The organism is Bradyrhizobium sp. SZCCHNGR1005 (assembly GCF_032489995.1).
In the GTDB taxonomy this organism is placed as follows: Bacteria; Pseudomonadota; Alphaproteobacteria; order Rhizobiales; family Xanthobacteraceae; genus Bradyrhizobium.
Window position 1 is genome coordinate 962,813 of record NZ_JAUEZC010000003.1, and the last position, 23,688, is coordinate 986,500.

The following is a 23,688-nucleotide window of genomic DNA, read 5'->3' on the forward strand; positions in this document are numbered from 1 at the left end:
ATCTCGATTTTCGATCGTCATTCCGGGGCAGCCGCGTTCAGCGGCTGAACCCGGAATGACACGAGCGAGAGCCCGAAGCACTTATCAGTTCGGCATCACATAGGCATAGACCCGGCCGCGCGACACCGGCGCCTCGCGCACCCGGTTCCGGTTGTTGCCGGAGATCAGGATCGGATTACCCTGCGCGTCGATGCCGGAGACCACGCCGACATGACCGCCGCCGTGGCGGCTCATCACCGCGATGGCGCCGACCTGCGGCCCTGACACGCGCTGGCCGTAGCTGGCGAAGGAGCGGGCGAGGTCCGACCCGGTACCATGATGTCCGGTGCGCTCCAGCACCATGTTCATGAAGCGCGCGCACCACAGGCTCGCACGGCTGGTCGGGTTGCCGCCGAGATAGCGGCGCGCCTCGGCGACCACACTGCTGTCACCGAAGCCACCCGACGACCCCATGCCGCCGGATGCAGTGCCAGACATCATTTGGTTCGCCTGCACATCATCCACACCGCGCACCTCCAGCCGAGCCACGCGGCGCGACAGGCGAGCATACGATCTGCCGTGACGGATATGATGCTTGGCGTAGTGATGACCGCCATGACTGCGGTGGGCATGATGCCCGGAGCCATGATGGGAACGGGCCGAAGCCGGCGTCGCGGAAGCGGCAAAGGCCGCGGAACACACCGCCAGCGCAACAACGTGAAGCGACCGGCGAACGATAGACACAACCATACTCAATCCTTCTCTTAGTCCCCCTGGCAGTCTGACTTGACACCCCCTGTTCCCTGACTGGCCCCCGTGTGCACAGTCAGCAGCAGCGGCTCGTAAAACGGCAGGATGTGACGAAAACATGACGACATGCTGCACTGCAATGGCGACCAGAGGGAAATTCCGGGCAAGCCCGTTTGTGAATACCGGGGAACCCATCCGCATTGCTGCCCTCAGCATGAACTGCGATGGTCGATGCGCTGAAAGCTGAAACAAGAAGGAGCTCGGCAATGCCCCACGCGGCGACCAAGGATGGCGTACGTCTCTATTTCGAAGAGGCCGGGAGCGGTACGCCAATCCTGTTCCTGCATGAATTCGCGGCCGACTACACCAATTGGGAGCCGCAAATGCGCTACTTCTCGCGCGCGCATCGCTGCATCGTCTTTTCCGCGCGCGGCTATACGCCGTCGGACATCCCACCCTCGCCCGCCGCTTACACCTATGAACATTTTTATACCGATGCCTTGGCCGTGCTCGATCATCTCGGCATCGCGCAAGCGCATTTCGTCGGGCTGTCGATGGGTGCCTATTCCTCCCTGCAGGTCGCGCTGCATGCGCCGCAGCGACTACATTCGATGACGCTCGCCGGTGTCGGCTCCGGCTCGAGCCTCGAACAGTTGGAGAGCTTTCGCGCGCAATGCCGGGCCACAGCCGAGCAGTTCGACACGCTCGGCTCAGTGGAGGTCGCCAAGATCACGCGCGAGGCGCCGGGCCGGATTCCCTTCCTGGTGAAGGACCCGCGCGGCCACGCCGACTTCTATGCGGCGCTGGCGCGGCATGATGCCAAGGGCTCCGCAAACACGATGCGCAGCTTCCAGGGCGGGCGTCCTTCGATCTACACGATGACGGAAGCGATAGGTCAGGTGACCACACCGGCGCTGATCATCTGCGGCGACGAGGACGATGCCTGCATCGAACCAAGCCTGTTCCTGAAGAAGCACCTGGGAGCGTCGGGGCTGAGCTTCTTCCCCAAATCCGGCCATGTGCTGAACTTGGAAGAACCTGCGCTGTTCAACGAAACGGTCGAGCGTTTCATCGCGATCGTTGAAGCCGGCCGCTGGAGCCGGCGCGATCCGCGGTCGACTGCAGGATAGCGAAGCATGGAACGGTCCAGCTCGAAAGTCATTGGCGCAACGGAATGAGGATTCGACGCCAGATTATCCAAACCAGTGGTGTCAAGATCGAAAGGCAGACCAAGAGTCGCGACGCGATACGACCAACCTTATGCAAGGTCGAAATGCGTGACGGCTCCCGCTCTGGCTGCCGATCGAGCCAGCGCAGCGGATACCCGAAACATCAACCGAGTAGGTGAAGAATACCCTCAAAATCCACTTCGCGAGATCCTGCCTAACTGCTCCCGGCCTGCCTGAGCGGCAGGCTGTTCCGGCGCAATTTCTCGCAGAGCGGTTCGCCGGGACGACTTAGTGAGCCAAACATCGTCACATCAGGAACTGCGGGTCCGGCGCAGTCGTGAGGCTCAACCGCAACTCAGTGAACAAGGCGGCCTTCAGAGCGTCAAGCGCCGTGATGGTCAAAGTGAATCCGCACAACGATCATCCACGGCAAAATCACGAGCCGACGCCGCGGCTGATGATATCCATAACGATTGTCTATCGCTGCAATCAAATCATTTCAATTGCACATTCGGAGAGATCCGGGCTCAATTCCGGCCAAGCATCTGGGTTAGCTCCCGAGAACAATCAGGTGAGGAAATGCATCAATCGGCGCTGCGGCGCGTCGCCATCATGTGCGACACGGCTTGCCATCGTCATCACCGAGCGAATGTCGCGCCCCATGCATCGCTTGCCGCGGTCCCGGCCGTATCGGCATTCAGCACCGTCACCTGTCGTGGTGATCGATTCACGGACGCCGCTCTACTCGATCTGGCAGCCTTCGGGAGCGTCGGACCATGATGAAGGCGTTCTGTCTTGGCTCGCTGGGCTTGCTGTTGAGCAGCGCCTCCTACGCCGGTCAGCCCGTTCCGGCCTGGCTGCATGAACAACACGTCACACACTATGACGGCCGGTCGGACGACCTGGTCACCGCGGGCCTGGGAGCCGGCGCCATGACAGGCGCCCCTCCGGACTTCGTGGATGCCCAGCACCCGACCGTGCAGGAACTGCGTCGCGCTTCCATCTTCTTCCGCGCCAGCAAGGGACAGGGTTACGGCCGGCTGTTCGGCCCCCATGTCGATCAGGAAGAAGGCAAGCTCATCGAGGACGACGGCAGGATCGCAGGTGACGAGATCCTCGCCTTCGCAGACGATGGCGAGGGCAAGCAGAACGTTGCGATGCTGCTGCAGATCCCAGCCAATCTGTCGACGGAGAGGCGCTGCCTGGTCGCAATTCCCGTCAATGGCTCGTCCAGCCTGTTCCGTGACATCGTCGACTTCGGCTATTGGGGTCTGCGGCACCGCTGTGCCGTCGTCTATAACGACAAGGGCCACGGCAACGGCTTCCACCTTCTGGAGACCGACTCGGTCAACGTGATCGATGGCCGTCAGGCGCGGGCACAGGAGGCTGGGCCCAACGCGCATTTTCGCGCCGATCTGGACGATGCGGCGCGCGCATCATTCCTGGCGGCGTGGCCCCACCGCGTTGCATTCAAGGCAGCCCATTCGAAGCAGAATCCGGAGAAGGATTGGGGCACCGATCTGCTGCGTTCGGTGGAGTTCGCGTTTTTCGAACTGGCGAAACGTGATCCCGGCTTTGTCCGCGAGAACACGATCGTCATCGCCACGGGGAGCTCGAACGGCGGCGGCGCGGTCCTCTATGGTGCGGAAAAAGACGAGCAGCATCTGCTGGACGGCGTTGTCGCCCGCGAGCCGCAAGTGCAGCTTAGGCCGGATGACCGGGTCGTCGTGACGCGCGGGACGATAAAGCGCCGGGGCACGGGTCGCACCCTGCTCGACTACTTCAGCTTCGGAAACCTCTTTCAGCCCTGTGCCGTGCTGGCCGTGCCCGACATCCCGCTGAAGGACCGCGTTCCCTACGCCGCTAACCGATGCCAATCACTTCACGACAAAGGTTTGCTCACGGCGACGGCCCTGGATGCTCAGGCGCACGAAGCGCTGGACCGGATGCACGCTTACGGATGGGATGGCGAAACCGATGTCGGCCATGCCTTCGGCTATTTCGTCGCGCCGGATGCCACGGCGACCAAATATATCAACGATCACGGCCGCTTCGACATCCGCGACCGCATCTGCGGCTACAGCTACGCCGCAACCGACGCGGAGGGGCGGCCCGTTACGGTCCCGTCCACCCTCGCCGCGACGATCTTTGCGGTCGCGCCGGGAGGCGCGCCGGCCGGCGCGATCGACGTGATCAACGACAACGACCCGACCGGGCCCCGGCGCAGCTGGCTCTCAGTCTCGCCCAGCACCGGCCGGCAGGATTTCGACCTCGACGGTGCGGTCTGCATTCGCGATCTCGTCACCGGCAGTTCGCCTGACGCGAAGCGTGTAAGGGCTGGCATCGACGAGTTCCTGGCGTCGGGACGGTTGCATGGATTGCCGACGATCATCGTTCATGGCCGAAACGACGATCGCGTTCCCGCCGGCTTTTCTTCCCGCCCCTATCTGGGGCTCAACAGTATCGCCGACGGCGAAGGTTCGAACCTCCGCTATATCGAAGTCACCAACGCGGAGCACTTCGGCACCGACCTGCCCGGCTTCGACACGCGAATGGTTCCGCTGACGCTCTACCATCTTCGCGCTCTCGATCAGATGTGGGCGCATCTGACCCGCAAGGCGCCGTTGCCGCCAAGCCAGATCGTCAGGACAACACCCCGCGGCGGTGAGCCCGGCAAGGCTCCCATGCTCCAATCATCGAATGTGCCGCCCATCTCGGCGAGCCCATCTGAGGGCGACAAGATCATCGTGGAGAGCGGGCGTGTGCTGATGCCGGATTGAGCCGAATGCAGAGAGGACGAAGCGGTCCGGGCTGTGTCATATTGCGCCGATAGCCCGCGTCCGCGCGATCCACGGGAATACCTCGGACTCCCATCCCGACGATGCCACACGCCGATGCGAACGCGCCGCGAGAGCTGGCGCTTTCGCGGACGCTTTTCAGATTGAATTAATCTGGGCCTGCTACCGCTAGGCCCAGACTCCGAAGGGCTGGGTATCGGGCGACCAGGCGAACGCGTTGCAGCGATCGCCAAAGCGGCTAGGCAGAACACGGCATCTCGGAAGGAATGGGGATGCGGAATGGTCGACGTGGCAGCCGGCGACTTGCCTCGAAGCACGCCACGGCCACCTTCGCCAGCGCGGCTCTTTCGAGGACCATCGGTGCAGGAGGTTCTCGATCTCAACGGCGGCGCATTTCCGGGGTTCGATACGCTTCGGCTTTGCCTGTCGCTTCTGGTCGTGCTCGTGCATTCGTTTATGCTGTCCTACGGCATGGCCGGCTCTCGCGTGCTGCTGAACGCGCCCTACATCGCCGTCATGCTTTCGCTGCTGCCGCTCTTCTTTGCCTTGAGCGGATTTCTCGTTGCCGGCAGCGCATTCCGATTGCGCGACACGGGCACCTTCCTGCTCTTCCGAAGCCTGCGAATAGTGCCTGCATTGGCTGTCGAAGTTACGATTTCAGCCTTGATCCTCGGCCCTCTGCTGACGACCCGACCGCTGCGAGACTACTTCACGAATGCGGATTTCTTCTCCTATTTCGGCAACATCATCGGTCGCGTTCGATTTACATTGCCCGGCGTGTTCGAAGGGCTCCCGCTTGATCGCGTCGTCAACGGGAATGTATGGACGCTCAAACCGGAGTTCTTCTGCTACGCCCTCATGGCGCTCTTGATGGTGAGCCGGGCGGCCTACAGCCGGAAACTGACAACGCCGCTCTGGCTGGTCGTAACCGTCGCGATGATCGTGGTGAATCAGGCTACCGACGCGTTCGTGCCCGATGGCTATCTTGGACCAACGCTGCTGGTCTATTCCTTTGCCACCGGCGTCGTCGCCTTTCATTGGCGAGAGCACATCAAGCTGAACGCGTCACTCGCGCTGCTCTCGGCCGCAGCTGCCTATTTGCTGCTGTTGGGGCCGAAGAACGCGTTCTTCTCCATTCCTGCTCTCACCTACCTGATGATTTGGATCGGTGCCCAGCGGCTGCCATCGACGGGCGGAGATTATTCCTACGGCATCTATCTGTTTTCGTATCCGATCCAGCAAACGCTCGTTGCGACGTTCCTGCCGCTGCGCGAATGGTGGCTGCTCTTTCCCATATCTGCCCTGATTGCGATTCTGATCGCGGCGCTATCCTGGCATCTGATCGAGCTCCCTGCGCTCCGGTTGAAAAAGCCGGTCTTGGCGTTGTCCTCTCGCATGACGACCAAACTGATGGCCGCCATTGCCCGATGGCGGGCGGCGTTGCCCGTCCGCCGCATGAGTGGTTCGTGACTGACCTTTTTCGCGCGCCGACGGCCGTAACTGCTCGCTCTCGCCCATCCCGCACAGCCCCGGACGCGTGGCGAGACATTGCTGCCCGGCGGGCATTTTGCGCATGGTCGTCATGCCGCCATTGCCCGTCGTGCCAGGATGTCGCAGGCATCAAGGCTCGTGTCGTCGGGCAAATCAGGAGCACCTTTCCGCGCATCCCGCCTCCACAAGAGGGACGTATCGCGATCGTCACGGACGTCGGAAGCGGGATGCGATGGACGCGGCGTGTCGCAGTGTGTCTCTCACACGGACGAACGACATCGGCGCGGACGTGAAGTCGTGTGGTCCTGGCCTCCCGGTGCTGAGGCCCATGCAACGCGCAAGCGTTGCGCGACGCGATGATGCTTCGCATCACGCGGACGGGGGCAAGAATGCCGGTCCCCGAGGAGAGCGCGTATAAGCGTTAACACCGTCGCGCAGGGAAGGCCGGATGTGCGGCTCGTACCTGTGGTGACTGCCGCCTGCTTTTTTTGATGCAGGCGGGCCATGGGTGTGAGCTAACACCCGGCCTTTCCTGCGCCCTCTTGCTTTTCGAGGGCGAATGCTTCGCAAAGCTCGGGCGTAACGCGCTGCGAGAATGCGAGCGCACGCCTCGCGCTGTTTGAGATGTGAAGAGCCAGATCGTGCCAACAGGCCGGTCATTCCGGGGCGCGCATGCAATGCGCGAACCCGGAATCTCGAAATGGGTGTGCGCGCCAGACAACTTCGAGATTCCGGGTTCGGGGCCTACGGCCTCGCCCCGGAATGGCAGCCGGAGGCTACCTTCCCTTCCCCGCCCGGCTCAGCAGGAAGATCCCCTGCTCGCCGAACATGTTCCAGAACCACCAGGGCATATTGACCCGCAGCGGCTGGCCGTCGGAATCGAGCGCCACCGCGCGCTCCATCTTGACGTTGATCTCGTCGCAGAGCTGCACGAAGTCCTTGATGGTGCAGAAATGGATGTTCGGCGTGTCGTACCAGGTGAACGGCAGATTCTCGGTACGCGGCATGTGACCGCCGATCAGAAGCTGCAGGCGCAGCCGCCAGAAGCCGAAATTCGGAAAGGCCACGATCGCGCGGCGGCCGATGCGCAGGAGATTTTCGAGCACCGTCCTCGGCTGCCGCGTCGCCTGCAGGGTCTGCGACAGGATCACGTAGTCGAACGCGTCGTCGGGATAATCGACGAGGTCGGTGTCGGCGTCGCCCTGCACCACCGCAAGCCCCTTCGCCACGCAGTGGTTGACGCCTTCGCGCGACAGCTCGATGCCGCGACCGTCGATGCCGCGGCTCTCAAGCAACTGCAGGAGATCGCCGTCGCCACAACCGATGTCGAGCACCTTGGAGCCGCGCTCGACCATCTTGGCAATCAGCAGATGGTCGGGGCGATAGGCGAGCCCTTCGCGCTCCGTAACGCCGTTCAGCGGCAGCACCTCTTGCAGCGCCATGGTCAGACTCCGGGTGTGGTCAGCCCGCGTGCCTTGCCGGCGGACTCGAGGAAGGCACGGGCGATGTCGAAGAACTCGGGGACATCGAGCAGGAAGGCATCATGACCTTTGTCGGTTTCGATCTCCGCGAAAGAGACCCGTGCGCTCGACGCGTTGAGCGCATGCACCAGCGCCCGCGACTCCGGCGTCGGAAACAGCCAGTCGCTGGTGAAGGACACGACGCAGAAACGGGTCTGAATGCCGCGGAAAGCTTCGGCCAGCACGCCATCATGATCGGCGGCGATATCGAAGTAGTCCATCGCGCGGGTCAGATAGAGATAGGCGTTGGCATCGAAGCGCTCCACGAAGGACGAGCCCTGGTAGCGCAGATAGCTCTCGACCTGGAAATCGGCATCGAAGGAAAAGGTCGGCAGGTCGCGGTCCTGCATGCGGCGACCGAACTTGCGATGCAGCGCCGCGTCCGACAAATAAGTGATGTGCGCGGCCATCCGCGCCACCGCGAGCCCGCGATGCGGATGAACGCCCTTGTCGGCATAGCGGCCGTGATCCCAATCCGGATCGGCCATCACCGCCTGCCGGCCGAGCTCATGGAAGGCGATATTCTGCGCCGAGTGACGCGTAGCGCAGGCGATCGCGAGCGCCGCGAACACGCGGGTCGGATAGGCCACAGTCCATTGCAGCACCTGCATGCCGCCCATGGAGCCGCCGACCACCGCAAACAGCGTCTCGATGCCGAGATGGTCGATCAGCATCGCCTGGGCGCGCACCATGTCCGGAATGGTGATGATCGGGAAATCCAGGCCCCAGGCCTTGCCCGTCGCCGGATTGAGCGAGGCGGGGCCGGTCGAACCCATGCAGCCGCCGATCACGTTCGAGCAGATGATGAAGTAACGGTTGGTATCGAGTGGACGGCCCGGGCCGACCAGCGTCTCCCACCAGCCCGGCTTGCCGGTCATCGGATGGCGATTGGCGACATGCTGATCGCCGGTCAGGGCGTGGCAGACCAGGATGGCGTTCGATCTGTCGGCATTGAGCTCGCCATAGGTCTGGTAGGCGATCTGGAACGGCGCGAGATCGACCCCGCAGTCGAGCCGGAGCGGCTGATCGGCGCCGAACTTTGCAACCGGCGAGTTCGGATGATCGACCTCGTGCGAGCGCTCCTCCGGCGGGATCACGCGTCGTGACTTCGGCGAGTTCGATTTGGGCGTCAGGCCTGTCATGTCTCTAGACCCCGGCGGTCGCCGGAGCTCCCGAACCACGTGACATATCAGGCCATAAAAAAACCCGGCCCGAAATTAGGTTCGGCCGGGATCAGAACTGTCCCCGGCCTGTTTAGCGAATTGTTTAACGTGGCTGCAAGCCGGCCGGCTCAAATGACCACGGAATGACCAACAACGTAGTCCGGCGGGCGGCCGACGTCAAGGCAAGCCGGAATCGACGGCACGCCGCCATGTTGCAACTGTAGCGCTTCCGGGCGCTCGATCGGGTAAACTTGATGTTGCACGCGCCTGATCTGTAGGACAGAACGACGCTCGCCTGCACCGCAGGACCAGCCAAGAGATGCCGCAAATGCCCGAGACGCCTCCCGCCCCGCCCTCGCTTGCCGATCTGCGCAAGGAGATCGACGCGATCGACGAGCAGATGCATCGGTTGTTGATGCAGCGCGGCGACATCATCGACCGCCTGATCCAGGTGAAGAAGACGCAGGAGGTCGGCTCGGCCTTCCGGCCGGCGCGCGAGGCCGACATGATGAAGCGCCTGGTGCAGCGCCATCGCGGCATCCTGCCGCTCGATACGGTCGAGAGCATCTGGCGCATCATCGTCTCCAGCTTCACCTACGTGCAGGCGCCGTTCTGCGCGCACGCCGACGTCTCGGTCGGCGAGGCTGCGATGCGGGATTCCGCGCGGTTCCATTTCGGCTTCATCGTGCCCTATGTGGCGCATTTCAGCGCCCAGGCCGCCGTCGAGGCGGCAGCGAAATCGAAGGGCGATCTGGCGCTGGTCTCGGCGACGTCAGGGCATACGCCGTGGTGGATCACGCTCGAGCCGGCCGGCGCGCCGAAGATCATCGCCCGGCTGCCTTTCCTGGAGCGCGCCGACCATCCGGCGGCGCTGCCGGTGTTTGCGATCTCCCGCGTGGCCGACGATGCCCTGCTGTTGGAGGTCGAGACCTGGAGCATCCGCGTGTCGGGCTGGAATGCGCAGGTGGCGCGAGCGCTGTCGCCGCTGGCGGACATCGTAGCGGTGCCGGATACCGCCTTCGACAGCGCGGCCCTGTTGGTCTCCATCGAGGCCCCCTCGAACCTCGAAAAAATCAGGGCAGCCCTGATCGCGGCGGGCGCCTCGGTACGCTCGACGGCCCTCGTCGGCGGCCATGCAAAGCGCTATACGGTGCCGAGCTAGGGTTGATGGCTCTGGCCTGATCCTGCGGTTTCCCGGAGTTGAATGATGTCCCGCCCCGTGCCGAATCCCGGCATCCTCGATATTGCGCCCTACACCCCCGGCAAGAGCCCGAAGCCGGAGCCGGGCCGCAAGGTGTTCAAGCTTTCGGCCAATGAGACCCCGTTTGGCCCCTCGCCGAAGGCGATCGCGGCCTTCACGCACGCGGCGACGCATCTGGAGGACTACCCGGAAGGCACCTCGCGGGTGCTGCGCCAGGCGATCGGCCGCGCCTACGGCCTCGATCCCGATCGGATCATCTGCGGCGCCGGCTCCGACGAGATCCTCAACCTGCTGGCACACACCTTTCTCGGCCACGGCGACGAGGCGATCTCCACCACGCACGGCTTTTTGGTTTATCCGATCGCCACGATGGGCCGCGGCGCCAAGAACGTGATCGCACCGGAGAAGAACCTGACCGCGGATGTCAACGCCATCCTGCAGGCGGTCACGCCGCGCACCAAGCTGGTCTGGCTCGCCAACCCGAACAATCCGACTGGCACCTACATCCCGTTCGACGAGGTCAAGCGGCTGCGCGCCGGCCTGCCCTCCAACGTCGTACTGGTTTTGGACGCGGCCTATTCCGACTACGTGTCGCGCAACGACTATGAGGTCGGCATCGAGCTGGTCGCCACGACCGAGAACACCGTGATGACCCACACTTTTTCCAAGATTCACGGGCTCGCCGCGCTACGCGTCGGCTGGATGTTCGGCCCGGCCCATATCGTCGATGCGGTCAACCGCATCCGTGGACCGTTCAACGTCTCCACGCCGGCCATGCTCGCCGCGGTCGCTGCGATCGAGGACAGTGCGCATGTGCAGACGTCCAAGACGTACACGGAAGAATGGCGCAACAGGCTCAGCGAGGAGATCGGCAAGCTCGGCCTGAAGGTGACGCCGAGCGTGACGAACTTCATCCTGATCCACTTCCCGACCGAGAAGGGCAAGACGGCCGCCGAGGCCGACGAATTCCTGACCCGGCGCGGCCTGGTGCTGCGCGCGCTCAACAACTATCAGCTGCCGCATGCGCTGCGGATGACGATCGGCTCCGAAGAGGCCAATCGCCTGGTGTTGGAGGGTTTGCGCGAATTCATGGGGACGAAGTGACGAGCGCGGCGAAATTCGAGCGCGTCGCGCTGATCGGATTCGGCCTGATCGGCGGCTCGATCGCGCGCGCCGCGCGCCTGCATGGGCTGGCCGGTGAGATCGTCACCACAGCGCGCTCGAAGGAGACGCGGGCTCGTGTCGCCGAGCTCGGCATCGTCGACCGCGTGGTGGAGAGCAATGCGGAGGCGGTGAAGGACGCCGACCTCGTCATCCTCTGCATTCCCGTCGGCGCCTGCGGGCCTGTGGCGCAGGAGATCGCGGGCTCACTGAAGGACGGCGCGATCATCTCCGATGTCGGCTCGGTCAAGGGCGCCATCGTGCGCGACATGGCTCCGCATTTGCCGGCAGGTGTGCATTTCGTGCCGGCGCATCCGGTTGCCGGCACCGAGAATTCCGGCCCCGACTCCGGGTTTGCGGAACTCTTCATCAATCGCTGGTGCATCCTGACGCCGCCGGTCGGCACCGATGCCGATGCGGTCGCGCGCCTCCGCGCGTTCTGGGCTGCGCTCGGCGCCAAGGTCGAGATCATGACACCGGACCATCATGATCTCGTGCTCGCCATCACCAGCCATCTGCCGCATCTGATCGCCTACACGATCGTCGGCACCGCCGAGGAGCTGGCGCAGGTGACGGAATCCGAGGTGATCAAATTTTCCGCGGGCGGCTTCCGCGACTTCACCCGCATCGCCGCGTCGGATCCGACGATGTGGCGCGACGTGTTCTTGAACAACAAGGATGCCGTCCTGGAAATGCTCGGCACCTTCAATGAGGATCTCGCCAAGCTGACACGCGCGATCCGACGCGGCGACGGGCAGGCGTTGTTCGAGCATTTCACCCGGACGCGCGCGATTCGCCGCGGCATCGTCGAGATCGGGCAGGATTCGGCAGCGCCCGATTTCGGCCGGCCGCTACCGCAGATCGAGCCGTCGTAACGGCGGACGGGCCGCGCGCTAGAACAGTGGCGGGATCTGCGCCACTTTGAACGGGCCGAGCACGACCGCCCCATCGGAGATGCGCAATGGAAAGCTGCGCGCCTTACGCCCTTCCAACACGACTTCCTTGCCCAGAGCATTGATGCCGGCGGCGACGCCGGCATTGGCGTTCTGTTTCACCACCTTGCCAAGCCCTGGAATCGCGCGATCGAGCGCGCCGAAAAGGTTGTTGAGATCCTGCGACTTCACCCCGGGCGCAACGCGGTCGAGCGTCGACTGCGGCACGCCGTTGTCGAGCATCTTGTCGATCCCAAGCGCGGGGATCACCTTGTCGAGCCCAGCGACGGTCATCTGCAACTCGCCATCGATGTTACCGCTGGCTGTCAGACTGAGCGTGCCGGAAGCGACCGCGAGCAGTTCGCCCTGCTGAATCCGCGATTGCACGATGTCGATGTGGCCGCCGGCAGCCTGGATCTCACGAAATCGCACCGGCCAGGGCTTGGGCCGAAAATCGCTCAATCCCGAAACGCGCGTCTGGATGTCGGCATTGAACGGCTCGGCGAGCAACGGATGACCCCCTTGAATGCTGCCGTTCGCGATCTGCAGCGCGGCTTCGATCACGGGATGATCGGTCGGCGCCCCCTCGGCGAGGCGGCCGTGCAGTTCGATGTGATCGGCGCGCGCAAGCGGCGCGCGAGCCGCACCGTCGATTCGATCGATCGTGGGAGCGTCGAACACCAATGCGCCGCGTTGTGGTGCCACGGGCAGGCCATAGACGCTGGCCTGGCCGAGCTGCCAGTTCACCGCAAACGAGGCGGGATCGCTGCCGTTCGAGATGGTTGCAGGCCCCTTGAATTCCGCGATCAGACGCTTGGGGTCATAGACCTGGGCCACGACCAGAATTTCGCCGAGCTTGGCCGTCATCAGCGGCGTGCCGACGGCTTGCGAGAACAGGGAAACGCTTGGGTCGCCGCAGCGAACCTCGAGGCGGAACGGGAAGCCGGCGACCGAGCGCCGCGCGCAATCATAGACGCGTCCGGACTTCGCCTCTCGCGCACGCCAGGCGTCGGCCTGGACATCGACCTGCGAAGCGGCAAAGAACCAGAACACGCTCCATGCCACCGCGGCGATCAGGAGCAGGACGGGAGCGATGAAGAGCCCCCATAGCGGGCGCCTGCGCGGCGCTGACGTCATATCGGACATGCGGGGACCCTTTGCGGAGCAATTTTGGCGATAAAGCGATCACGGAATGTGTATTTAAGTTAACAAATCGCGACCACCACCCTTATGGCCTCCAACCCGATGTCGGCAATGACTCTGTCTGTCAGTGAACTTCCCCACGGCGATCTCTGGGTCTTCGGCTACGGCTCGCTGATGTGGCGTCCGGGATTCGACTTTATCGAGCAGGTTCCGGCGCGCCTGATCGGTGAGCACCGCGCGCTCTGTGTGTACTCCTTCGTCCATCGTGGCACACCAGAGAAGCCCGGACTGGTGCTCGGGCTTGATCGCGGCGGCGCCTGCCGCGGGATCGCGTTTCGGGTTGCGGAACAGAACCGAGCGGCGGTGGTCGCCTATTTGCGCGCGCGCGAGCAGGTCACATCCGTCTATCGCGAGGTGATGCGATCGGTGTGGCTGGAGGACGAGGCGCGCCAGCGGGTCAGCGCCCTCACCTATGTGGTCGATCGCGGTCATGTGCAATATGCCGGCCGACTGTCGCTGGCCGAGCAGCTGAGCCATGTGAGCCAGGGCCACGGCCAGTCCGGCGCCAATCGCGACTACGTGCTCTCGACGGTGAAAGCAATCGAAGCCCAGGGGTTTCGCGACGCGCAGCTGCACCGGCTGGCGCTGATGCTGCACGGCGAGGGCCATGCGCTGCATTCGGTAGCAGACGACGGAACATAGCCTCAGGCCTTCGCCGCCTGTGGCACACGGCCGAACAGCTGCGCTTGCTCAGCCTGACCGGCGGCGACGAGGCGATCGGTCGCATCCTCGATCGTGGCCTGCATACGCGACAGAAATTCATCCCGCGGCAGGCCCGGCGGCAGCGGATCAAGGAACTCGACGACGAGCGTGCCGGGATAGCGCATGAAGGAATTGCGCGGCCAGAACAGGCCGGAGTTGAGCGCGACCGGCAGGCAGGGCACGCCGCAATCGACATAGATCAGGCCGACGCCGGGCTTGTAGTGCGGCGGCGCGCCCGGAGGCCTGCGCGTGCCTTCCGGAAAGATCACGAACTGGCGGCCGCGCTTCACCTCTTCCGATGCGCGGCGCACGATCTTCATCAAGGCGCGCGTGCCGGCGCTGCGGTCGATCGCGACCATATCGGCCTTGATCAGGAAAAGGCCGAAAATCGGAATGCGCCTGAGCTCGCGCTTCAGCACGAAGAACGGCTCGTCGAAGAAGTGCAACAGCGAGATGGTCTCCCACATCGACTGGTGTTTGGCGGCGACGATCAATGGCCCCTTCGGAATCTTTTCGACGCCGCGATATTCGACCCTGATGTTGCAGATGAAGCGCATCAACAGAATGTTGGTCTGCGCCCACCAATTGGCGACCCGTAGCAACGCTTTCCGGGACATCAGAAGCGTCGGCAGCGCGACCAGCGCCCAGAAGACGAACACCGGATAGAACAGGATGTTGAACAGCAGCGAGCGCAGAAAGATCGAAACCATCGCGGATCCTGTTCAATTGGCCTGGGCCGTCGCCGGACGCCGGGATAGCGCGCCGCTCGGCGGCTCTGCCTCCGGCATGAGATCGAGGCCGAAATCGGCCAGACGTACCCTGAGCTCGGCGGCAACATATTTCGCATATTCGGAGAAGAGCAGCCGCAGGGTCGGGCCGCTGGTCCACCACGGCTCGTCCCGCCACCGCTCACCGACCACGGCATAGGGAATGAGATCGATGTCCGGCATCGCGTGCGAGAGCTCCACGATGGCGCGGGGCATGTGATAATTCGAGGTCACCACAATCAGCGACTTGAAGCCGCGCTCATGCGCCCAGCGCCGGGTCTGCGCAGCATTGCTGCGGGTATTGACCGCGGAATAATCCAGATCGACGCAGCAGGCAATGAAGGACCGCGCCTCCGGCAGCGAGCGCGAGATGTCGTTGGCATCGTTGGTCGGATGCACGCCCGAGATCAACAGCCGCCTGCCATAGCCGCCGGCCAGGAGCTCGACGGCGTCGGACACGCGCGACGAACCGCCGGTGAGGACCACGATGCCGTCGGCCTGGCGCTCCGGCTTGATCTCGGCGCCGCGCAATTGCGAAAGGAAACCGACGAAACCGAACGCGGCCACCAGGAAGCCGAGCGCCAGCACGACCCCCATCCCCGCCACAGCGCAGCCTGCCACCCGATAGCGGGGAGGCTTGGGGCGCATATCGTCGGTCTCAGGCACCATGCGACGTCTGGCAATCCTCTCTTCAAGCGCCGCGACGTCCATTCCGCCGCGCGGCCCTCTGCCCGATGCAGGTGAGCACAGGCGCGATTTGCATCTCCGGCGCAGACGATTTTAAGCAGTTTTCGGTTCAAGTGAAATCCGCCAGCGGGAACTCCGTCCCCGATCAGTCGATACTTGCGAGCGTTGTGAACAGGGTTCGACGTGCGGCCCAGCCGGTGACCGCCGCGATCACCACCGCCTGCACCGCGATCACGACATAGCCGAGCGGCCGCAGCGAAAAGGTGCCCAGCAATGCCGCGAACTGGTCGCCGACCGGCGTGCCCGAGAACCAGTTGGCAATCGACTCGGAGAAACCGAAGCCGAGCATGGCAATGCCGCCGCCGATCACGCCGCCCTCGAGACCGAGTTGCAGGAAATGGCGCAGGAAATGATTGGCAATGTAGCGGTCGCCCGCACCGACGAAATGCAGCACCTCCACGATCGGCCGATTCGCGGACATGGCGCCGCGCGTTGCGAAGGATACCGAGATGAAGGTCGCGACAATGACCAGCACGAGAATGCCGACGCCTGCGAGCAGAGTGGCACCGGTCATGGACCGCATCCGGTCGATCCAGGCGCGGTGATCGTCGACGCTGGCATTCGGCGCGATCGCGGTCACGCGGTCGCGCAGCCCGGCAAGGTCGAACGCCGTGCCGGGCTGAACCCGCGCGATGATCACGCGCGGGACCGGCAGTTCGTCGAAAGAAAGGCCGCTGCCGAGCCAAGGCTCCAGCAGCTTGCCGGATTCCTCCTTGGTGAACGGTTTCACCTCGACGATGCCCGGCTGCGCCTTCATCGCCTCCGCCACCGCCGCGGTGTCACGCTCGAGATCGCGGCCGGTCTTGGGGCGCACCTGCACGGTGATCTCGCTCGCAACCTCCGACTGCCATTCGGCGGCCGATTCGCTGATCAGCATCACCGTTCCGGTCGTGATGGAGGCGAGGAAGGTCATGATGGCCACCACCGCCACCAATGCGCGGCCGGCGATCGACGCCCGCGGCACGATGGGAGATACGATGCGCGCCTGCGCCGGCAGTTGCGGGCGGTCGTCGCCAAGGTCGACCAGAAGGCCGCGATCGTCCACGCTACTCATAGATGTGCAGCCGTCCCTGATGCAGCACCAGCCGGCGGGCCTCATACTGGTCCATCAGCGTGATGTCGTGGGTTGCAATGATAACCGCAGTCCCCGATCGGTTGAGCTCGATGAAGAGCCGCAATAGCCGGCGGCCCAAAGTCGGATCGACGTTGCCGGTCGGCTCGTCCGCCAGCAGAAGCTGCGGCCGCGAGATCACGGCGCGCGCGATCGCCGCACGCTGCTTCTCACCACCAGACAGAATGGGCGGAAGTGCGTCCATGCGCTCGCCCAGGCCCACCCATTTCAGGAGATCGATGACTTCCTTGCGGTAGCTCGACTCCTCGCGCCCAATGACACGGAACGGCAGCGCCACGTTTTCATAGGTCGTCATGTGATCGAGCAGGCGGAAATCCTGCAGCACAATGCCGATCCGCTTGCGCAAATCGGCGATCTCGTCCTTGCCGAGCAGCGAGACATCATAACCGAACAGATTGACCAATCCCCGGGTCGGCCGCAGGGACAGGAACAACAGCTTCAAGAGCGAGGTCTTGCCGGCGCCGGATGGTCCGGTCAGGAACTGGAAGGAATGCGCCGGAATCTGGAAGCTGAGGTCGCGGAGAATCTCCGGCCCAAGTCCATAGCGCAGTCCGACATTTTCGAACCGAACCAAGCGTCAGCTCCGTCCGAGGGCGTGCTCGCACAACTCGCGCGCAAGCAGACTTTTGGCAGCGTCAATCAATATGGCTCTCGTTATGGTTTCCGGTTCGTTAACGGTCACCTTGTACCATCCCGGCGGGTTGAGGTTCCGAAGTTCGTCATGCTGCCCTTCTGGTGTTCCAGGCGCGACTTTGCACTCCCTTTTTGGGGCGTTTGCGAATGTCCGCGCCATTGGAACACCAGATAACACATTGATGCCAGTGAAGCTTTGGATTCGACGTTCGCAACCGATTCTCACCCGTCGGGGCCGAACACGAAATCCACGTCCCTGGCCGCGAACTTCCGGACAGAGCGGTTAAGGCCGCTGGTTGGAGACAGGCTGGATGTTCATCGTTTGCCCTCATTGTACGACATCTTACGCCATCGATCTGGCAACATTGGGCGCAAGCGGCCGGACCGTCCGCTGCTCCCGCTGCAAGGAGGTCTGGCTGGCGCATCCTGAAGACGCTGTGGAGGCTCCCGCCCCCATCCCAGCCATGGCGGAAGACAGCCATTCCGGCGGCCTTCCCGATGAGACCGATTGGGAGACACTCGCCCGCAGCGATGCGGACGACCATCCTCCCATTGTCGCAAGCCCGTCCATCGCCGCCGACTGGCCGGAGGAAAGCGCCGCTGCCGGTACCGACTGGCCGACCACGGAGGCTGACGCCGAGACGGAGAACGATGGCAGGCGTCGGCCCTGGTTTCGCAGGGTCCTGAAGAAGCCAAGCTTCGCCGAGACGGGCGGCAAACCAGGCTTCAACCTGCCGGCGCTCACGCTCGCCATGGGCGCCCTTGTCATCGCGCTCGTCGTCTGGCGCGCCGACGTGGTGCGGCTGATGCCGCAGACCGCGGCGTTCTACAGGCTGGTCGGGCTGGATGTGAACCTTCGCGGCGCCATCTTCAAAGACCTGAAAGTCGTCACCGAGACGGTCGACGGCAAGCCGGTCCTGGTGATCGAAGGGGCCGTCGTCGCGACCGGCCGCAAGCCCGTCGATCTCCCCCGCCTGCGCTTCAGCGTCCGCGACGCCCAAGGCGCCGAAATCTACGCCTGGAATGCAGTGCTCGATCAAACCAGGCTCAAGCCCGGCGAGCGAGCGGCATTCAAGTCTCGGCTGGCTTCTCCGCCTCCCGAAGGGCGCAATATCGATATACGATTCTTCAACCGGCGCGATATTACCGCTGGAAATGCGTAGCAACGGATCTCGCGGGCCTCTCGCGAGAGCACGAGAGGAAAAGGCAAGATGATGTCGCGCGTGCTGATCGCCGACGACGAAGAGTCCATGCGGACCTTGGTTGCGCGGGCGATTGCAATGGATGGTCATGACACCGTCACGGCTCAGGACGGCGCCGAAGCGCTGGACATCCTCACGCGGGAAAATGGCGCGTTCGATCTCCTGCTCACCGACATCCAGATGCCGGTCATGGATGGAATTGCGCTGGCGCTGTCGGCGGCGCGCGATTTCCCGAACCTCACGATCCTTCTGATGACCGGCTTTGCACATCAGCGCGAGCGCGCCTCCAACCTGAGCGCGATCGCGCATGACGTGATCACCAAACCGTTCTCCGTGGCCGACATCCGCACCGCGGTGGCGGACGCGCTGGCCGCGAAGAGAGCGTGATTGCAGACTTTGGAAACGCTCGTCATGCACGTCCGCCTCCTCGGGGGCGTTGCGAGAGCAAGCGACCTCTCCGCAGAAGCGCAGACGGCGTAGGCGAAAAGCGATCCAGGAAGCCGTAAAGACTCTGGATTGCTTCGGCACATGCGCGCCTCGGAATGACGGAGACATACATCCTCGCTCTCGCGGCGCGATTTGCACCCGAGCTATGCATCTGCTTCACCCTCGAAGGCCGAGGGCGCAGGGAATGCCGGGCTGCTGGCCGCAACCCATGGCCCGCCTGCAAAAGAAAAAGCAGGCGGCAGTCACCACAGGTACAGCCGAACATCCGGCATTCCCTGCGCGATGGTGTTAACGATTATTTCGCGCTCTCCTCGGTGTGCCGGGCTTGTTAGCCACCGTCGTCAGCAGGATCATCACCTGCGGACTTAGCGCCAGCGTCGGGGCGCCAGGACCACGCGACTTCACGTCCGCAAGAGTATCGCTCGTCCGCATCTCCAAAGGACATGCTCCGACATCTCGCGGCCATCGCATCCCCACCTCACGTGTCGTGACGATCGGCCGAAACGTCCCTCTGCTCGAGGCGGGATGCGCAGATGATCGTTCCGATTTGCCCGACACGGCAAGCGCACAAAGCTGCGGCCGATTGGCACGACGGGCATTTTGCGCATGACGTCATGCGCAAATTGCCCGTCGGGTCGAGACGCCCGGAGGGCCGTGAGCTGATTCTAGACGAGCTCCGACCGGCCCCCGCGAGCAGCAGAGGTTTGTCCAGCCCAAGGAGGAGTCACTCGATGAAGAAGCTGCCATTCGCGCTCGCGGCGTTTCTGTCGGCTCTGCCGTCATTCGGCCATGCGCAAGGCCATATGGGAACGCCGCAGGAGCAGAAGGCCTGCTCACGCGATGCGCGGCGCTTTTGTCGACACCAGCTCGGCGACGACAATGCGGTCGAGCAGTGCCTGATGCAGAACCGCAGCAGGCTGAGCAGGAGCTGTTCCTCCGTTTTCCAGAGTCACGGGATGTAGCTCACTGTGTGCCAGCGATCGAGCCATCGATCGCAAGGCCTGTGCGGCTGTTGAAGCGCCGCACAGACCGCAATTGACAAGGATCTTCTGACGAGGATCTTCGGTGCGCTGCGGAGCGAGCGCCTACCGGAACGCACGCCGGGTTCGAAGTTGCCTTTGGCAACCTCTCGGAGCCAGCCTCAAGCCGTGAAGTAACCCGGCTGGCTAATGTCGGCGATCAAACCGATCCCCGTCGGGGACCAGCCCAACCGCTGCTGCGTCAAAGCGCTGGAAGCGGGCATATCCAAACCGGCGAACATCGCCAGTGGCCCGTAATAATCGCCCGCCTCCTCTTTCTTGATCGAAACGACCGGCACATTCAGCGCGCGCCCGACCACTTCGATCATCTCGCGCATGGGGACGCCTTCCTCGCCGACGGCGTGGTAGATTCCGTCGACTGCGCCCTTTTCCAATGCAAGTCGGTATAGGCGGGCGACATCCAGCCTGTGCCCCGCAGGCCAGCGCTCCGCGCCTTCGCCGACATAGGCCGCGGCGCCTTTTTGCCGCGCGAGCTCGACCAGATAACTGATCAACCCGGCCTTTCCGGGAGCGCCATGCACTTGCGGCAGGCGTATTGCCATTGCACGCACGCCACGCGACGCATAGGCCAAACCGGCCTGCTCCGACATGCGCGGAACATGCGGGCTGGCCTCGCGCCGCATATCTTCAGTGACCACCACACCTGGTGCGACGAGCCCCGTTCCCGAGGTGACGATGAAAGGCTTGTTCGTGCCGACCAGCACATCGCCCATTGCTTCGATGGCGGCCTTGTCGATCGCACCATTCTCCGCGAATTTCGTGAAATCGTGGATGAAGGCCAGATGGATCACGCCGTCCGCCTCCCTCGCACCGCGCTTCAGGCTTTCGAGGTCCTGCAGCGAACCGCGATGAACGTCTGCGCCTAATTGCTTCAACGTCCTGACATTCTCATCCGAGCGTGCGAGGCCGGCGACCTGATGCCCGTTTGCGATGAGTTCCTTTGTAGTTTCGGTGCCGATAAAGCCCGCGGCGCCGGTGACGAATACCCGCATGAGAACGCTCCCTGTTCAGAACGCCGGGATACTGGTACGTTGCTCATTCAGGTAAAGTAGTGACATCATACTGGTATAATCGCTAACAGGATGACGGACGCGAACTCGCTCGGGACCTATCTTAAGGATCGCCGCGCCAAGCTCGATCCTACGGCATTCGGGTTTCCGCTGAAACGACGGCGCACGCCGGGACTTCGGCGCGAAGAAGTGGCGCAGCGCGCCAATGTCAGTGCCACCTGGTATACTTGGCTGGAACAAGGGCGCGGCGGCGCGCCCTCCGCAGACGTGCTGGATCGCATCGCTCGCGCCATGATGCTGACCGACGTGGAGCGCGAACATCTGTTTCTGCTCGGTCTTGGCCGGCCACCCGAAGTGCGTTATCGCGCGCCCGAGGGCATCTCTCCGCGTCTGCAACGCGTGCTCGACACGCTGGAATACAGTCCCGCCTTTGTGCGTACCGCAACCTGGGATGTGATCGCGTGGAACAGCGCTGCCGCAACGGTCCTGACCGACTACAGCACAGTGCCGGAAGGGCAGCGTAATGTCTTGCGCATGATGTTCCGCGACAGTCGCGTCCGCGCAGCGCAGCCCAACTGGCAAAGCGTTGCACGCTATGTGGTGGCGTCCTTCCGCGCGGATGTGGCGCGCGCCGGTGCAGCGCGCGACGTGCAATCGCTAGTCGATGAGCTCTGTACGACGAGCCCCGAATTCGCGGTGATGTGGCGTGACAACGATGTGCAAGGGTACGGCGATGGCGTGAAGGTCCTGCATCATCCCGTGGCCGGCCCGCTCTCGATGGAATTCTCCGCTTTCGCCGTCGATGGCCGGCCCGACCTCAACATGGTGATCTTCAATCCTGCAACGCCCGCCGATGCGGACAAGATCCGGGCGCTTCTGAATGCTCTTCCGAAGTAGGTGAGAGACGCCCCCGGTGCGCGCGTCGCCGCCGACCGAATCTCCGGACCAAACGATCCGGACCAACGATCCAGACTTGGCGCTGTCGCGATCGACTTCGAGCAGGCGAAATACTGGACGGATCCGGCGCCGGTTATGACTTATGCGTGGGCTTATGTCAGGGCACGCGTGCTCGCGACGACCAAGCCCCGAAGAGGTGGCCGATACCGGCTCAGTACGGCTTGAGATCATGATGCGATTAGAAGGAATCGCATCATGATCTCATGTCTTTGATTGAGCATGATCTCCGCGCAAACGCCTATGGCGTTTGTCGCGAGGAAAACCGGTTTCCACTTTTCCGGATCATGCTCTAGACCAGACCTCTCCGGCTTCATCGATACGTGATCAGGCCCGCAAAGCCTTCGTCCATATGGTCCTGGTGATGGCAATGGAAGAAAGTCGCGCCCGGATCATCGGCGATGAAATCCACTTCGGCGGTCGAAAAGCGTGGCAGGCTGATGGTGTCCTTGATAACGCCTGACGTCGACTTGTCGCCGACCTTGGTGATCTCGAACGAATGCCGGTGCAGATGCACCGGATGCTCGTCGCCGCTGTTGTTGTTGAGGAGCAGGCGGTAACGCCTGCCTTCGAGGACACTGAACAGAGGATTGGTGTCGGGCCAGGACTTGCCGTTGATGGTCCAGCGATTGTAGCCGCCCCGTCCGCCCGGAACCTTCTCGAATTTGAGGCCGATGGTCTCGTCAGCTGCCGCCGCCTCACTCTGGCGGCCGAAGAGGGTGTAGTCCCATTTGGATTTGGCAGGCGCCGACCAGGCGGGCTCGCCGCTACGATTGGCATATTCGACGACCACGCCCATGCCCATATTGCGGTCCTCGTCGTCCGTGGAGCCGAACACCCAGACGCCGGGATTGTTCATCTCCACGATGACATCGGCCCGCTCGGCGACATCGAGTTTCAGCACGTCGACGGTCGCGGGCGTCGGCACGGGATTGCCGTCGAGCGCAAGTACCTTGAACCTGTGTCCCGGCAGCGCGAGCGAGATGCCCATGTTGCCGCTCGCATTGAGCAGCCGAAACAGCACGCGCTCGCCCTCACGCACCCGGATCGGCTCGCCATGGCCGAGCGTCCGCTCGCCCAGCGTAGCCGCGCGATACATGACTTCGAGGCCGTTGTCCGGCGGCGGTCCCTTCTTGATGTCCTGCAGACTGACCCAGTGGCCCTCCCAATGATGCGCGGCGAGCAGCACCTCGCGATCGTAACTTCCGGGATCGCTGGCAGCAGGCTCCACGATCAGAAAGCCGAACTCGCCGGAATAGGTGCTCTTGTTCAGATCGGTCATCGCCATGGCATGGCTGTGATACCAGCGCGTGCCGGACGGCTTCGGCGTGTAGGAATAGGTCAGCGTCTTGCCGGGTTCGATGATCGGCGAGCCTTCCTCCGTCGCCCCGTCCTGAGACGAGGGGATCATCAGGCCATGCGAATGGACCAGATTGGGATAGCCGGAATTGTTAGTAACCTCGATCCGGACCGGCCGCCCTTCCTTGAGGCGCAGTACAGGGCCAGGCACCGTCCCATTATATGCCGTGGTCCTGATCACCTTGCCGGGCGCGATCTCGAGCGAGAGCGGCGCGATCGTGATCCTGTAATCGGCGGCCTCATCCGGCGCCGTCTGAGCACGAAGGAAAGGCATGGTCCAGGCTGTCGCCACGGACACTGCGCCGGCCTGCGCGCCACGAAGCAGCGC

20 protein-coding genes, 1 pseudogene and 1 riboswitch are annotated in these 23,688 nt (G+C 63.5%); of the genes and pseudogenes, 11 read left to right on the forward strand and 10 right to left on the reverse strand.

The annotated features are described in order from the left end of the window. Nucleotides 1–84 precede the first annotated feature (84 nt). Nucleotides 85–729 (reverse strand): TIGR02594 family protein, encoded by a 645-nt coding sequence (locus tag QXZ85_RS16950; protein WP_315706401.1) that lies wholly within the window; start codon nucleotides 727–729, stop codon nucleotides 85–87. Between the two features lie 266 nt (nucleotides 730–995). Here QXZ85_RS16950 and QXZ85_RS16955 point away from each other — a divergent pair, with 266 nt between their 5' ends. The 3 genes and pseudogenes from QXZ85_RS16955 to QXZ85_RS16965 form a co-directional block, all read left to right on the forward strand. Beyond that, entirely contained in the window at nucleotides 996–1,859 is an 864-nt protein-coding gene (locus QXZ85_RS16955; protein WP_315743804.1) for an alpha/beta hydrolase, read from the forward strand. An 815-nt stretch (nucleotides 1,860–2,674) separates the two neighbouring features. Next, nucleotides 2,675–4,678 (forward strand): 3-hydroxybutyrate oligomer hydrolase family protein, encoded by a 2,004-nt coding sequence (locus QXZ85_RS16960; RefSeq protein ID WP_315743805.1) that lies wholly within the window; start codon nucleotides 2,675–2,677, stop codon nucleotides 4,676–4,678. A gap of 297 nt (nucleotides 4,679–4,975) precedes the next feature. Further along, nucleotides 4,976–6,016 (forward strand): annotated as a pseudogene (locus QXZ85_RS16965) (acyltransferase family protein); the annotation flags it as partial. A gap of 947 nt (nucleotides 6,017–6,963) precedes the next feature. On the opposite strand, the gene metW reads toward QXZ85_RS16965, so the two are convergent. Both metW and QXZ85_RS16975 read right to left on the reverse strand, forming a co-directional pair. Beyond that, nucleotides 6,964–7,629, reverse strand: coding sequence for a methionine biosynthesis protein MetW (gene metW, locus QXZ85_RS16970; RefSeq protein ID WP_315706404.1), 666 nt, complete (start codon nucleotides 7,627–7,629; stop codon nucleotides 6,964–6,966). 2 nt (nucleotides 7,630–7,631) lie between these two features. Then, complete coding sequence (locus QXZ85_RS16975) at nucleotides 7,632–8,849, reverse strand: homoserine O-acetyltransferase (RefSeq protein ID WP_315706405.1); 1,218 nt, start codon at nucleotides 8,847–8,849, stop codon at nucleotides 7,632–7,634. Nucleotides 8,850–8,940: 91 nt separating this feature from the next. After that, nucleotides 8,941–9,020, reverse strand: a riboswitch (SAM riboswitch). A 178-nt stretch (nucleotides 9,021–9,198) separates the two neighbouring features. Between QXZ85_RS16975 and QXZ85_RS16980 the strand changes: the two genes are divergently transcribed. The 3 genes from QXZ85_RS16980 to QXZ85_RS16990 are packed head-to-tail and all read left to right on the forward strand — an operon-like array spanning nucleotide 9,199 to nucleotide 12,107. Next, the gene (locus QXZ85_RS16980) at nucleotides 9,199–10,032 is read left to right on the forward strand and encodes a chorismate mutase (protein ID WP_315727538.1); all 834 of its coding nucleotides are present in this window, start codon (nucleotides 9,199–9,201) and stop codon (nucleotides 10,030–10,032) included. Nucleotides 10,033–10,077: 45 nt separating this feature from the next. Further along, complete coding sequence (gene hisC / locus QXZ85_RS16985) at nucleotides 10,078–11,175, forward strand: histidinol-phosphate transaminase (protein WP_315706407.1); 1,098 nt, start codon at nucleotides 10,078–10,080, stop codon at nucleotides 11,173–11,175. Further along, entirely contained in the window at nucleotides 11,172–12,107 is a 936-nt protein-coding gene (locus QXZ85_RS16990; RefSeq protein WP_315706408.1) for a prephenate/arogenate dehydrogenase family protein, read from the forward strand. The genes hisC and QXZ85_RS16990 overlap by 4 nt, the downstream gene beginning before the upstream one ends. Nucleotides 12,108–12,125: 18 nt before the next feature. On the opposite strand, the gene QXZ85_RS16995 is transcribed toward QXZ85_RS16990, so the two are convergent. After that, nucleotides 12,126–13,310, reverse strand: a complete 1,185-nt coding sequence (locus QXZ85_RS16995) for a DUF2125 domain-containing protein (RefSeq protein ID WP_315743807.1) — start codon at nucleotides 13,308–13,310, stop codon at nucleotides 12,126–12,128. Between the two features lie 99 nt (nucleotides 13,311–13,409). Between QXZ85_RS16995 and QXZ85_RS17000 the strand changes: the two genes are divergently transcribed. Beyond that, nucleotides 13,410–14,009 carry a gamma-glutamylcyclotransferase gene (locus QXZ85_RS17000; RefSeq protein WP_409977782.1) on the forward strand — a complete coding sequence of 200 codons (600 nt, stop codon included), beginning with the start codon at nucleotides 13,410–13,412 and terminating at the stop codon, nucleotides 14,007–14,009. Between the two features lie 2 nt (nucleotides 14,010–14,011). Here the strand turns inward: QXZ85_RS17000 and QXZ85_RS17005 are convergent, their stop codons facing one another. The 4 genes from QXZ85_RS17005 to ftsE all read right to left on the reverse strand — a co-directional run bounded on the left by QXZ85_RS17005 (nucleotide 14,012) and on the right by ftsE (nucleotide 17,289). Next, the gene (locus QXZ85_RS17005) at nucleotides 14,012–14,779 is read right to left on the reverse strand and encodes a lysophospholipid acyltransferase family protein (protein ID WP_315706411.1); all 768 of its coding nucleotides are present in this window, start codon (nucleotides 14,777–14,779) and stop codon (nucleotides 14,012–14,014) included. Nucleotides 14,780–14,791: 12 nt separating this feature from the next. Further along, on the reverse strand, nucleotides 14,792–15,505 hold the full coding sequence (locus QXZ85_RS17010) for a YdcF family protein (RefSeq protein WP_315706412.1): 714 nt from the start codon (nucleotides 15,503–15,505) through the stop codon (nucleotides 14,792–14,794). 163 nt (nucleotides 15,506–15,668) lie between these two features. Further along, the gene (locus QXZ85_RS17015) at nucleotides 15,669–16,637 is read right to left on the reverse strand and encodes an ABC transporter permease (RefSeq protein ID WP_315706413.1); all 969 of its coding nucleotides are present in this window, start codon (nucleotides 16,635–16,637) and stop codon (nucleotides 15,669–15,671) included. Further along, nucleotides 16,630–17,289 (reverse strand): cell division ATP-binding protein FtsE, encoded by a 660-nt coding sequence (gene ftsE / locus QXZ85_RS17020; protein WP_315706414.1) that lies wholly within the window; start codon nucleotides 17,287–17,289, stop codon nucleotides 16,630–16,632. Before ftsE ends, QXZ85_RS17015 begins: the two co-directional genes overlap by 8 nt. Nucleotides 17,290–17,659: 370 nt before the next feature. Here ftsE and QXZ85_RS17025 point away from each other — a divergent pair, with 370 nt between their 5' ends. From QXZ85_RS17025 to QXZ85_RS17035, 3 genes are all read left to right on the forward strand, one after another. Then, nucleotides 17,660–18,511, forward strand: a complete 852-nt coding sequence (locus tag QXZ85_RS17025) for an MJ0042-type zinc finger domain-containing protein (RefSeq protein WP_315706415.1) — start codon at nucleotides 17,660–17,662, stop codon at nucleotides 18,509–18,511. Nucleotides 18,512–18,562: 51 nt separating this feature from the next. Next, entirely contained in the window at nucleotides 18,563–18,937 is a 375-nt protein-coding gene (locus tag QXZ85_RS17030) for a response regulator (RefSeq protein ID WP_315706520.1), read from the forward strand. Between the two features lie 791 nt (nucleotides 18,938–19,728). Further along, the gene (locus tag QXZ85_RS17035) at nucleotides 19,729–19,959 is read left to right on the forward strand and encodes a cysteine rich repeat-containing protein (RefSeq protein ID WP_315706416.1); all 231 of its coding nucleotides are present in this window, start codon (nucleotides 19,729–19,731) and stop codon (nucleotides 19,957–19,959) included. A 179-nt stretch (nucleotides 19,960–20,138) separates the two neighbouring features. Here the strand turns inward: QXZ85_RS17035 and QXZ85_RS17040 are convergent, their stop codons facing one another. Then, entirely contained in the window at nucleotides 20,139–21,029 is an 891-nt protein-coding gene (locus tag QXZ85_RS17040) for an SDR family oxidoreductase (protein ID WP_315706417.1), read from the reverse strand. A gap of 90 nt (nucleotides 21,030–21,119) precedes the next feature. Between QXZ85_RS17040 and QXZ85_RS17045 the strand changes: the two genes are divergently transcribed. Continuing rightward, nucleotides 21,120–21,944: a helix-turn-helix transcriptional regulator gene (locus QXZ85_RS17045; RefSeq protein WP_315706418.1), complete on the forward strand. Its 825-nt coding sequence runs from the start codon at nucleotides 21,120–21,122 to the stop codon at nucleotides 21,942–21,944. A gap of 370 nt (nucleotides 21,945–22,314) precedes the next feature. On the opposite strand, the gene QXZ85_RS17050 is transcribed toward QXZ85_RS17045, so the two are convergent. Beyond that, nucleotides 22,315–23,634: a multicopper oxidase family protein gene (locus tag QXZ85_RS17050; protein WP_315706419.1), complete on the reverse strand. Its 1,320-nt coding sequence runs from the start codon at nucleotides 23,632–23,634 to the stop codon at nucleotides 22,315–22,317. Between the last annotated feature and the right edge of the window lie 54 nt (nucleotides 23,635–23,688).